The sequence below is a fragment of the Streptomyces sp. NPDC008086 genome, assembly GCF_042957325.1.
GTDB lineage: Bacteria > Actinomycetota > Actinomycetes > Streptomycetales > Streptomycetaceae > Streptomyces.
Genome location: NZ_JBIBIA010000012.1, coordinates 51,950 through 63,517, shown reverse-complemented (window position 1 = coordinate 63,517; position 11,568 = coordinate 51,950). Strand labels below are relative to the sequence as shown.

Genomic DNA, 11,568 nt, shown 5'->3' with positions numbered 1-11,568 from the left:
CTGCCCCTTCCCGCGGCCGGTGTGCTGGGCGCGGATGTCGGACAGGGCCTTGTCGGCTCGTACCGCCTGCCGTTCCGCGCCGGGCTGGAGGGGGATGTGGAGGGTGCGGGCGGCCTGGGGGCCGAGGGAGAGGGGGTCGGCCTGGTCGGTGAGGATGACGATGTTGAGCCAGGAGAACCGTTCGAGCAGGGCGTGCACCAGCTTTCCGACGGCGCCGAGGTCGGTGCCGGAGGGGTCGATGACGAGGAAGAGCACGTGGCCCTCGAGGGGAAGGTCGTTCTCGTCGTCCGACCAGAGCAGGGCCCGTACGGCTGCCCGGCAGGCCTCCATGTGCTCCGCCTCCTGGGCCTCGCCCGCCACGAGGGAGACGGCCTCGGCCCGGTAGCGGCCCGAGGCGCAGGAGGCGCGCTGGATGTGCTGCTTGGCCGTGTCGGTCCGCCGGCCGGCCAGCGTGGCGACGACCTGTCCGTCACCGGGGAGCAGCAGGCGTACGGCCACGGGGTCGATCCAGGTGGGCAGGAGCAGGCTGATGAGCTTGTCGAGCCGGTCCAGCGCGAGGAAGAACTCGACCTCGTTCACCGCCGACGGCACCTTGAGGACGGGCACCGGCGCCAGACACTGGTGGGCGATGTGCCGGCGCTCCTCCTCCGCGGTGGGGAACCGCCAGTCCCCCTCGGCGCCGAGTTCGTGCGCCATGGACCGCAGCGTGAACCGGTCGGTCACCCCGTCCAGACAGTGTTCGATCTTGGCCGTCATGGAGCGCATCGCGGAGGTGTCCGCGCAGGTGCCCAGCCGCCCAAGCCGCCGGAGGATCCGGTCGACCACGTCCTCGCCGGTCATGTCGTCCTGCACGACGCACTGGAGGTCGGCGAGATGCGATATCTCCGAGCGGCGCAGCTCCCGCGGCGAGAGCCCGCTCAGCAGCACGGGCACGATGACCAGACGTGACCCCATCGACTGACGCCACAGCAGGATGTTGACCTCGCGCTTCAGCCAGGACGACTCCAGCCCGTCCCGGTTCACCAGGACGACCGCCGCGTCGCAGTCGGCCATCCAGGTGTAGAGGACCGACCGCCAGGCCATTCCGGGCGTCAGGTGGTCGTCCACCCGGACTTCCCAGCCGAAGTCCGGCAAACGTTTCATGAGTTCGGTCCGTACCGAATCGGCGTTCGCCTGGTCCTCTTCGGTCTTCGCCGAGCTATGACTGATGAAGGTGATCGCCATCGACCACTTACCGTCCTGCCGCACGTGCCCAGTAGGGACTCAGCCGTCCCTGTAGGACGGAGAGGTTGACAGGTGATAGGGACATAGGTCAACTCGGCTTTATGTCGATGAATTGACGGACCGTATGTCCAGCCCCTTACGTGTGACCCGCCCGGCGGCCGGGGAACCTCACGGTGGCAGCGGATCGCGGGTCGAGTGAGAAGGCGGGGAAGCGGGGGATGGTGTCGCCCGACAGCGCACGCCCGGTGGTAGCGATCGTCGGCAGCGTCGAGCCCGGCCGGACCTACGTGCCCGAGCTCAGGCACCCCGGTTCCGCCCCCGCCGCCTGCCGCGAGCTGGGCCGTCAACTCGCCCTGGCCGGTTACGACCTGGCCGTGTTCTCCGCGAAGCCGAAGTACGTCGAGCATGACGTCGTCCACGGGTACGCCCAGGAGGACGGCGCGATCTTCGCGCACGTCCCGCGCCACCGCGACGCCGACTTCGGCCTGCCGCAGGGCAGCCCGGCAGTCGTGCACACGGTGCGGGACACCGGCCCGGAGTGGGAGGTGTCCTTCTACCGGACGCTGCTCACCTGCGACGCGCTGCTGCTCGTCGGCGGCGGCCAGTCGACCCGGGTGGCCGGGGTGATCGCGCTGTCCCAGCGCATCCCGATGCTGCCGGTCGCCGCGTTCGGCGGCGGGGCGAGCCAGGTGTGGGTCAACCTGGACAAGGTCCGCAACGACACGACCGACGACGACATCACCCTCCTCGGGCAGGACTGGCGGCCCGACTCCGCCCGCCGGCTCGTCGAGTGCCTGGACGGACAGCGGCGGCGCCGCGCGCAGTGGCTGCGGGAGCGCGAGCGCACCGGACGCCGGGCCTCGCTCTCCACCGGCCTGGGCCTGACGGTGGCGCTGCTGTTGCTGGTGTGCGCCCTGCTGGGCTTCGGGCTGGCCGGTGAGCCCGGCCCGGCGACCGGCCGTCGGCTCGCGGTCCTGGTGGTGACTCCGTTGCTGGCCGCCATGGCCGGCGCGGTGATCCGCAGCTCCTTCGAGGCGCCCGACCAGTGGCCGAGGTCCGCGGTACGGGGGCTGGGCGCCGGGATCGTCTCCGTCCTGCTGTACGTGGCGTCGCAGCTGCTCACGGTGCCGTCGTTGCTCGACGAACTCGACGTGCGCAGACTCCTGTTCTTCACGCTGCCTCTCGGGTTCAGCGCCGGTTTCACCTTCGACCTCGTCTTCGAACGCCTGCGTTCGGGCGCGGCCCCCGATCCCCCCGCGCCGCCGACCGGACAGCCGCCCCCCGGCCCCGGCCCGGCCGACCGGCCGTGACCGCGCCTCAGCGGGCCGCGGCCGCCACGATCGCGTCCACCACCCGCGGCACCGACCCGGTGTGCAGCGACAGGAACAGATTCGGCTCGACCAGCTCCAGTTCCATCACCCGCGGCGCCCCGTCCTCCCCGTCGACGAGGTCCACACGCGCGTACAGCAGCTCCGGAGCCTGCGGTACGGCGGCCAGGGCGCGTTCGGCGACGGCGAGTTCGGCCGGGGTCGGGGTCCAGGGCTCCAGGCCGGGGTGGGCGACCTTGTGCTCGTCGTAGGGCGTCCCCGGGGTGAGGACGGCGCCCTTGCGGCTGGCGTGCAGGAGCCGGCCGCCGTAGAACTGCAGCGCCCGTTCGCCGCTGACGTCGATGCCCTTCACATACGGCTGCACCATCGCGGTGAACCCCTCGGCGTGCATCCGCGCGAGGTGCCGTACGGCCGCCTCGTGCTCGTCGGCCGTGTAGCGGGCGGCGAACCGGGCGCCCGCGCCCGAGGTCGGCTTGACGACGTACTCGTGGTCCACGGGGAGGCCGTCGGCGCCGTCGCCCGGGGCGAGGTAGCGGGTGGGCACGACGGGTACGCCGGCGGCGGCGAGCTCGCCGAGGTACCGCTTGTCGGCGTTCCACCGCACCACCTCGGCCGGGTTCGCGAGCCGTGTGACCTTGTCGCACCGCTCCGCCCACGCCAGGAACTCCGCCGCACGCCAGCTGTAGTCCCAGGTCGAGCGGATCACCGCGAGGTCGTACCCGCCCCAATCGACCGCCACGTCGTCCCAGTACACGGCGTCGGCCTCGGCCCCCGCCTCGCGCAGCGCGCCCACCAGGACGGGCAGGTCGCGGTCGACGCTGATCTCGGGGCCGGGGCGGCAGGTGACGAGGGCGATACGGGGCACGCCGGGCTCCTCCGGATGGGACGTATGTGCGATCGGCAGGTTAACAACCGCTTCCGAAGCCAGGACAGGCCGGAGCCCGGCCCCCGGCCGCAGGGTGCCCCCGGCGCTGAACCCCGACCCGCTGGCGGAGTTCGCGCGCGAGTTCCTCGGCCGGGTCGTCCGCGGCACGGTCACCAAGGCGGCCCCGTTCGGCGTGTTCGTCCGCGTCGGCGAGGGCGTCGAGGGGCTGGTGCACCACGACACGCTCGCCGGCTCGGCGGTCCCCCGCACCGGCGACGAGATGGCCGTCGAGGTGGGCGACGTCAACCTCCAACGGCGCCGGGTCGTCCTCAGACCCGCGCCGTAGCCGGCCGGCCCTACGCCTCCCGCTCCTCCTCCGGCTCCCAGTCCAGCAGCCGCACCTTGGCGACCGTACGGACATGGCGGCGCATGGCGGCCGCCGCCTGCCCGGGCCGCTGGTCGGCGATGGCGTCCAGGATGGCCTGGTGCTGGGCGAGGGAGCGGGCCGGGCGGTGGGGCTGGCGCAGGGACTCGGTGCGGCTCTCGGCGATCTGGTCGGCGATGGAGCGCATGAACTCGGCGAGGATGCTGCTGTGCGCGGCGGCGGTGACCGCGGCGTGGAAGAGCCGGTCGCCCTCCACACCGTGGCCGTCGTCCTCGACCTCCTTCGCCATGTGCGCGAGGGCCGACCGCATCGCCGCGAGGTCGTCCTCCGTCCGGCGCTCGGCGGCCAGTTCGGCGAGCTTCGTCTCCAGGGCCTCCCGCGCCTCCAGCACGTCGGGCAGACGCCGGCGGCGCTCGACCATCCGCTCCACCGGCTCCACGTCGAGGCTGTCCCGCACGAGATACGTGCCACCCCCGTGCCGCACCTCCACCAGGCCCTGGACCTCCAGGACCACGATCGCCTGCTTCACGGAGGCCCGGCTGACCCCCAGCCGCTGGGCGAGGTCACGCTCGGTCGGAAGCCGGTCCCCGGCGCCCAGGCCGCCCTCGGCGACGTACGCGCGCAGCCGGTCGAGCACCTGCTCGTAGAGGCGCTGCTTGGTCATGGGGCGCAGGGCGTCGTCGGTCACGGGGTCCCCCTCTCGCCGGGAGCGTAGCACCGGGGCGGTCGAGTGGTCCGACGGTCGAGTGGTCAAGTGGCTGAGCCAATTCTGCGCCACCTCTTGACGTCCGGTCCCCGGCCGCCCACGCTATCCAGCCATCACCCCGATGTCGTCCGAAGTGGCTCAGCCACTCAGCCACTGAGGGGGTGTGAACCCGCAACCGCCCCGGGACCCAACGACGGGAGCCCGTATGTCCCCCGAACTCATCTCGATCCTCGTCTTCGCCGTGGTGTTCGTCATCGCCACCACCCGCTCGATCAACATGGGCGCGCTCGCCTTCGCCGCCGCCTTCGGAGTCGGCACCCTCGTCGCCGACCTGGACGCGGACGGCATCTTCGCCGGCTTCCCCGGCGACCTGTTCGTCGTCCTCGTCGGCGTCACGTACCTCTTCGCCATCGCCCGCTCCAACGGCACCACCGACTGGCTGGTGCACGCCTCCATCCGGCTGGTCCGGGGCCGCGTCGCCCTCATCCCCTGGGTGATGTTCGCCCTCACCGGCGCGCTCACCGCCATCGGCGCCGTCAGCCCGGCCGCCGTGGCGATCGTCGCCCCGATCGCGCTGAGCTTCGCCGCCCAGTACGGCATCAGCCCGCTGCTGATGGGCGCCATGGTCGTCCACGGCGCCCAGGCCGGCGGCTTCTCCCCGATCAGCATCTACGGCTCGATCGTCAACGGCATCGTCGAACGCGAGAAACTCCCGGGCAACGAGGTCACGCTTTTCCTGGCCTCGCTTTTCGCCAACCTGGTCATCGCCGGGGTGGTGTTCGTCGTATGCGGGGGTCTGCGGCTGTGGCGACAGGACTCACTCGTCAAGGGTGCGGGAGACGCCCCTCAGGGGCACGGGGTTGCATCCGATGTGCGGCTACCGCCGCGTGGGCGCGACCAGCCACAGCGGACCAGCACAGGGACGACAACCGAACCCGCCCCCCACCCCTCCCCCACAACCACCACAACCGACACCCGCGAAACCACCCCCGCCCCCACCCTCCCCCTCACCCCACCCCGAATCGCCACCCTCCTCTCCCTCATCGCCCTCGTCATCGCCGTCCTCGCCTTCGACCTGGACGCGGGCCTGACCGCGATCACCCTCGCCGTCCTCCTCAGCGCCCTCTGGCCGAACGACAGCCGCAAGGCGGTCGGCGAGATCGCCTGGCCCACCGTGCTGCTGATCTGCGGCGTACTGACCTACGTCGGCGTCCTGGACGAGATGGGCACCATCACCTGGGCCGGCGAGGGCGTCGGCGGCATCGGCGTCCCGCTGCTGGCCGCCGTACTGCTCTGCTACATCGGCGCGATCGTCTCCGCGTTCGCCTCGTCCGTCGGCATCATGGGCGCCCTCATCCCGCTCGCGGTGCCGTTCCTGGCGCAGGGCGAGATCGGGGCCGTCGGCATGGTGGCGGCGCTCGCGGTGTCGGCGACCGTGGTCGACGTGAGCCCCTTCTCGACGAACGGCGCCCTGGTGCTGGCCGCGGCGCCGGACGTGGACCGTGAGCGTTTCTTCCGGCAGCTGATGGTGTACGGAGGGATCGTGGTGGCGGCGGTGCCCGCGGTGGTGTGGCTGGCACTGGTCGTGCCGGGCTGGGGGTAGGCCGGGACGACAAGCAACCGTGCGGATCAGTCGAGCAGTTGAGTCGAGTACTTAAGGAGTACGACGCGTGTCCTCTCTCTTCCCGGCCCTGGCGGACGCCCCGGCGGACCGAGCCGCCCTGCGGTTCGGTGACCGCTCCCTGACGTACGGCGCGCTGGGCGCCGCCTCCGGTGCCCTCGCGGCGCGGATCGCCGGGGCGGGCAGAGTGGCCGTCTGGGCGACCCCGGCGCTGGAGACGGCCGTGGCGGTGGTGGCGGCGCTGGAGGCCGGTGTCGCGGCCGTACCGCTCAACCCGAAGTCCGGGGAGAAGGAGCTCGGGCACATCCTGGCGGACTGCGGGGCGTCGGTGGTGCTGGCCGCGCCGGGAGACGAACTCCCCTCCTCCCTCGCCGACTTGGACCGCATCGAAGTCGAAGTCGATGTAGATGTAGATGTAGATGTCGACTTGCGGGCGACCGGCCCGCTCGCCGCCGCACCGGCGTCCGACGAGGACCCGGCACTGATCGTCTACACCTCCGGCACCACCGGCCCGCCCAAGGGCGCGGTGCTCCCGCGCCGGGCCGTGTCCCACACCCTGGACGCGCTCGCCGACGCCTGGCAGTGGACCGGCGAGGACGTACTGGTCCACGGGCTGCCCCTGTTCCACGTCCACGGCCTGGTCCTCGGCATCCTCGGCCCGCTGCGCCGCGGCGGATCCGTACGGCATCTGGGCCGGTTCGGCACGGAGGGCGTCGCGCGGGAGCTGAACGACGGCGCGACCATGGTGTTCGGCGTGCCGACGATGTACCACCGCATCGCCCAGGCCCTCCCCGAGGACCCCGGGCTGGCGCGGGCGCTGGGCAAGGCACGTCTGCTGGTCTCGGGCTCGGCGGCGCTGCCCGTGCACGACCACGAGCGGATCACGGCCGCGACCGGGCAGCGGGTCGTCGAGCGGTACGGGATGACGGAGACGCTGATGAACACGAGCGTCCGCGCGGACGGCGAACCGCGGCCCGGCGCGGTCGGCGTCCCGCTGCCCGGGGTGGAGCTGCGGCTGGTGGAGGAGGACGGGACGCCGATCGCGTCGTACGACGGCGAGACCGTGGGCGAGATCCAGGTGCGCGGCCCGAACCTGTTCACCGAGTACCTGAACCGCCCCGACGCGACGGCCGCGGCCTTCACGGCGGACGGCTGGTTCCGCACGGGTGACATGGCGGTGCGGGACCCCGACGGATACGTCCGGATCGTGGGACGTAAGGCCACCGACCTGATCAAGAGCGGTGGTTACAAGATCGGGGCAGGCGAGATCGAGAACGCGCTCCTCGAACACGCGGGGGTGCGGGAGGCGGCGGTCACCGGCGAACCGGACGCGGACCTGGGCGAGCGGATCGTGGCGTGGATCGTCCCGGTCGACCCCCAATCTCCGCCCGGCGCCGAGGAGTTGGCGTCCCACGTCGCCGCCCGCCTGGCCCCCCACAAGCGCCCCCGCAAGGTCCACTACCTCGACGCCCTCCCCCGCAACGACATGGGGAAGATCATGAAGCGGGCGCTGACCCATGACTGAGCGGCGCATGTCGGCACGCGAGGTCGTCGCACTGGTCGCCGACGAGGGTTCGTTCACCGAACTCCCCGCCCCGGAGCGGGAGTCCGGCTCCGGGCAGCCGGACGGCCCGCTGTCCTGGCAGGGCTACGACACCTCCCACGCGCGCGCCCGGGAGCGCACCGGCGAGGCCGAGTCGGTCGTCTGCGGCACCGCGACCGTGGCGGGCACGCGGGCCGTGCTGCTCGCGTTCGAGTTCGGTTTCCTGGGCGGCTCGCTCGGCGAACGCACCGGCGACCGGCTGGAGTCGGCGTACGCCCACGCCCGCGCCCACCGCCTCCCGGTCGTCCCGCTGGTCGCCACGGGCGGCAGCCGCATGCAGGAGGGCATGCTCGCCCTCACCCAGCTCCAGCGCGTGGCCCGCCAGTCGATACTCACCCGAGAAGCGGGCCTCCCCCAGATCGCCGTCCTCCGCGACCCCACCACCGGCGGCGGCTGGGCCACCCTCGGCGCCGGCGCGGACGTGACCCTCGCCCTCCCCGGCGCCCAGATCGGCTTCGCCGGCTCCCGGGTCCGCCCGCCCGACGCGGACCCGACGGCCTACACGGCGGAGGCGCAGGTGGCGGCGGGGGCGGTGGACGCGGTGGTCCGGGCGGAGGAGTTGCGGGGGGTGCTGGGTCGGTGGCTGGGGTTGCTGGCCGGGGCGGGGGCGCGCGGCGCGCCCCGGTCGGCGGTTCGGGGCGATTCCCAAGTGGCGGCTCAGGGTGGTCCCGGCACGGCGGCCCCGCAGGCTGCCGACGCGGCGACTGAGGACGCTGCCGACACGACAGCCCAGGACACGGCCGACACGACAGCTCAGGGCACGGTCGGCTCAGGGGCTCAGGAGGCTGCCGGCACGGCGGCCCAGGGCACGGTCGGCTCAGGGGCTCAGGAGGCTGCCGGCACGGCCGCCCAGGACACGGCCGGCACAGGAGCTCAGGACGCCGCCGACACGGCGGCTCAGGACGCCGCCGACCCGACCGGTGCGGGTACTCCCGGCCCGACAGCTCGACGCCCGGCGCCCGAGGCCCGCGCCGGGGCCGCCCCGGCGAAGAGGCCGTCTCTCGACCTCGCCCCCCACGAGACCGCACCCCCGCCCCCGGCCCCCCTCGGCGCCACGGGCCTCCCGGTCACCGGCTGGGACGCGGTTCAGGGTGCTCGGGCTGCTCGGCGGCCGCGGGCGGAGGCATATCTGGCAGCCTATTTCGAGCAGCGTGTCACGGTCAGCGGTGACCGCTGCGGTGGCGCCGACCCGGAGGGCATGCTCTGTGGGTTCGGTGCGCACGAGGGCCGTACGGTCGCGTACGCCGCGCAGACCGGCACGGCGACCCGCCCGGCGGGCTACCGGACCGCGGCCCGGCTGATCCGGCTCGCGGACCGGCTGGGGATCCCGGTGCTCACCCTGGTGGACACGCCGGGGGCCGCCAACGACGCGGAGGCCGAGCGGCAGGGGGTGGGCGCGGCGATCGCTGATCTGTTCGGGGCGGTGGCCGGGGCGCGTGTCCCGATCACCACCCTGGTCATCGGCGAGGGTGGCTCGGGCGGCGCGCTGGCCCTGGCGGCGCCCGGCAACACCTGGGCCACGCCGGACAGCTACTTCTCCGTCATCGCCCCGGAGTTGGCGGCGGCGATCCTCAAGCGGGGTCCGCGGGAGGTGGAGGCGACGGCGCACCAGTTGCGGATCCGGCCGCAGGACCTGGTGGAGCTGGGGGTGATCCGGGGGGTCGTCGGCGCGTCGAGCGGGAGCGTGTCCTGAACCCCGCAGGCGGATCCTGCCTACCTGAACCGGCGACATCACCAAGCGCCGTCCGTAACAATGGAGTTCGACGAGGTCACACACCACGGGGGAGCGAGCGGCGCCATGGACGGGTTGATGGAGTTCGAGACCGACGGCGGCGCGCGCGTCGTCGTGGAGGGCATCGACGACGAGGCCGGGGCACGACTCGTGTCGCGCGGTGACGGCCCCGCCCGGGCGACCCGCACGTTCGAGAACGCCCTGGACGGCGTGCGCGCGGCGGCGGACTCCGCGTTGCGGGTCTTCCGGGACGGCTCGCTCAAACCCGACTCCGTGGAACTCGAGTTCGGCGTGAAGCTCACGGCGGAGGCCGGGGCGGTGATCGCCAAGGGTTCGACGGAAGGCCACCTGGTGGTGAAGCTCAGCTGGTCACCCGACCGGGCGGCAGGGGGTCAGGACGCCGCCCCTCAATCATGAGCGGGGCAGCTTGGCACGCCCGGATCGCCTGTGGGAACGAGGTCGGCGCGGGGTTCCTGGTCTCGCCGCGCCGCGTGATCACCTGCGCTCACGTCGTGCGGTGGAGCGACACGTCGGCGGTGACGGTGTCCTTCCCCAACAGCAGGGAGCTCAGCCCCCTTTCGGCCACCGTCGCCATCCACGGCGGCTGGTCGGGTGGTGCGGCCGACCCCGGTGACCTGGCCGTTCTGGAGCTCGACCACGAAGTGCCGCTGGCGCCGGTCGAGTTCGCACCGCCCGGCGCGGAACTGGGCGACCCGGCCCCCACACTGGTGGCGTACGGCTTCCCCCGGGGTTACGACGAAGGCATGCTCGCGCGGTATCAGGCCCTGCCCGGCGCGCTGGTCTCGGACGAGTGGCGCCAGTTGGAGGCCGTGACGGCCCACGGACAGCCCCTGGCCGCAGGGTTCAGCGGCGCGGCGGTGACGCTGGCGGACGGCCGGGTGGTCGGCATGGTGGCTGCCGTGGCGGGCGCGCGGGACATCCGGGTCGGCCGGATGCTGCCCACCCAGGTCATCGCCCGCTACTGGCCCGAGCTGGGCGAGCGGGTGCCCACCCCTGACCACGACCCCGACGCCGTACGACGGCTGTACACGCTGGTACGCCGGGCGGTGGCGCAGGGGCTGGACTGCGACGCGAACCGGCTTTACGTCGATGCCGTCGGACCGTTCGGCCCGCTGCTGCCGGAGGGCGGCTTCGCCTCACTGGGCGCGGCCGCCGGGTATGTGCAGTGGGAGGTGCCCGGCGCCGAGGCGGTGACCCGTTTCGCCGACCGGCTGCAAAGCCTGCTGGCCCCTGCGCGCCCGCAGTCCGCTGCCGCCACCACGTCTGCCGCTGCCGCCTCCCCGTCGTGGTCGCCGATCCTGGTCGAGATCGAGCACAGCGGGGCCGGTCCCGACCAGGTCACCGTCGAAGTGTCCGCCTACCGCGAGGGGCATCGTCGGCGCGTGAGCGCGCGGCGGCTCGCGCGCGGTGCCGTTCGGGCATACGTCCAGGAGCAGATCGACGAGGCGTTCACGCAGCTGGCGCCCGACGCCGAGGAGCTGATCACCTTCGTACTGCCTCGTGAATGGCTGAACGAGCCGGTGGCGCGCTGGGAGTGCGGCGCGGAGGACTCCACGCCACTGGGCTGCGCCTATCCGCTCGTCGTGGTGGACCGGTCCCGGCACCGCAGCGGGCGGCTGCGCCATCAGCTCGTCAAGAAGTGGCTCAAGCTGGACGCCGGCTCCGAGACGCGGCTGCACCAAGTGCGCTGCGGCTCCGCGGAGCGCCCGCCGAGCCTGCGCAAGCGGCTGCGCGACGCCGACGCCGACCTGGCCGGCTTCTCTTTCCCGCCCGGCGCCGCGCGCCCGTACTTCGAGGTCGGCCTCAACACCCCGGTACCGGTGCTGCTGTGGCCGCGCTCAGGCTGCGCCGACGCCGGGCACGAGGGCCCCTGCTCCGGGGCCGTGTTCCTCGACGCGCTCACCGCCTCGGTCGCCGGCACACGGCCCACCGAGCTTCCCCGCCGTCTCAGGGAGCTCCGGGAGACCGCGGACGCGGACGACGATCCGGAACGGCACTGGGCGAACGACGTCCAGCTGCTGTGGGACGACCCTCGCTGCTTCCCCGAACCCGCCGCCGGCCTGCACTCCCCGGTCGCCTGAGC

10 protein-coding genes are annotated in these 11,568 nt (G+C 73.2%); 7 read left to right on the top strand and 3 right to left on the bottom strand.

Annotated features, from left to right (window positions below; genetic code table 11):
* Positions 1–1,224 (bottom strand): TIR domain-containing protein (locus ACFZBP_RS35815; protein WP_391419772.1); only part of this gene is annotated, 1,224 nt, incomplete at its 3' end.
* Positions 1,225–1,442: 218 nt separating this feature from the next.
* Here ACFZBP_RS35815 and ACFZBP_RS35810 point away from each other — a divergent pair.
* The gene (locus tag ACFZBP_RS35810) at positions 1,443–2,534 is read left to right on the top strand and encodes a hypothetical protein (protein ID WP_391419571.1); all 1,092 of its coding nucleotides are present in this window, start codon (positions 1,443–1,445) and stop codon (positions 2,532–2,534) included.
* Between the two features lie 7 nt (positions 2,535–2,541).
* Here ACFZBP_RS35810 and ACFZBP_RS35805 read toward each other — a convergent pair whose 3' ends face one another.
* The gene (locus tag ACFZBP_RS35805) at positions 2,542–3,417 is read right to left on the bottom strand and encodes a RimK family alpha-L-glutamate ligase (RefSeq protein ID WP_383450246.1); all 876 of its coding nucleotides are present in this window, start codon (positions 3,415–3,417) and stop codon (positions 2,542–2,544) included.
* Positions 3,418–3,511: 94 nt separating this feature from the next.
* Between ACFZBP_RS35805 and ACFZBP_RS35800 the strand changes: the two genes are divergently transcribed.
* The gene (locus ACFZBP_RS35800) at positions 3,512–3,763 is read left to right on the top strand and encodes a S1 RNA-binding domain-containing protein (protein ID WP_391419568.1); all 252 of its coding nucleotides are present in this window, start codon (positions 3,512–3,514) and stop codon (positions 3,761–3,763) included.
* Positions 3,764–3,773: 10 nt separating this feature from the next.
* On the opposite strand, the gene ACFZBP_RS35795 is transcribed toward ACFZBP_RS35800, so the two are convergent.
* A complete protein-coding gene (locus ACFZBP_RS35795) occupies positions 3,774–4,466 on the bottom strand; it encodes an FCD domain-containing protein (protein WP_391419770.1) in 693 nt (230 codons plus the stop codon).
* A gap of 247 nt (positions 4,467–4,713) precedes the next feature.
* On the opposite strand from ACFZBP_RS35795, the gene ACFZBP_RS35790 reads away from it, so the two are divergent.
* The 5 genes from ACFZBP_RS35790 (at position 4,714) to ACFZBP_RS35770 (ending at position 11,566) form a co-directional block, all read left to right on the top strand.
* Positions 4,714–6,111: an SLC13 family permease gene (locus ACFZBP_RS35790; protein ID WP_391419566.1), complete on the top strand. Its 1,398-nt coding sequence runs from the start codon at positions 4,714–4,716 to the stop codon at positions 6,109–6,111.
* Between the two features lie 67 nt (positions 6,112–6,178).
* A complete protein-coding gene (locus ACFZBP_RS35785) occupies positions 6,179–7,654 on the top strand; it encodes an AMP-binding protein (protein WP_391419564.1) in 1,476 nt (491 codons plus the stop codon).
* Positions 7,647–9,425, top strand: coding sequence for a carboxyl transferase domain-containing protein (locus ACFZBP_RS35780; protein ID WP_391419562.1), 1,779 nt, complete (start codon positions 7,647–7,649; stop codon positions 9,423–9,425). Before ACFZBP_RS35785 ends, ACFZBP_RS35780 begins: the two co-directional genes overlap by 8 nt.
* A gap of 105 nt (positions 9,426–9,530) precedes the next feature.
* Complete coding sequence (locus ACFZBP_RS35775) at positions 9,531–9,881, top strand: CU044_2847 family protein (protein ID WP_383450831.1); 351 nt, start codon at positions 9,531–9,533, stop codon at positions 9,879–9,881.
* Entirely contained in the window at positions 9,878–11,566 is a 1,689-nt protein-coding gene (locus tag ACFZBP_RS35770; RefSeq protein WP_391419559.1) for a trypsin-like peptidase domain-containing protein, read from the top strand. The genes ACFZBP_RS35775 and ACFZBP_RS35770 overlap by 4 nt, the downstream gene beginning before the upstream one ends.
* Positions 11,567–11,568 lie beyond the last annotated feature (2 nt).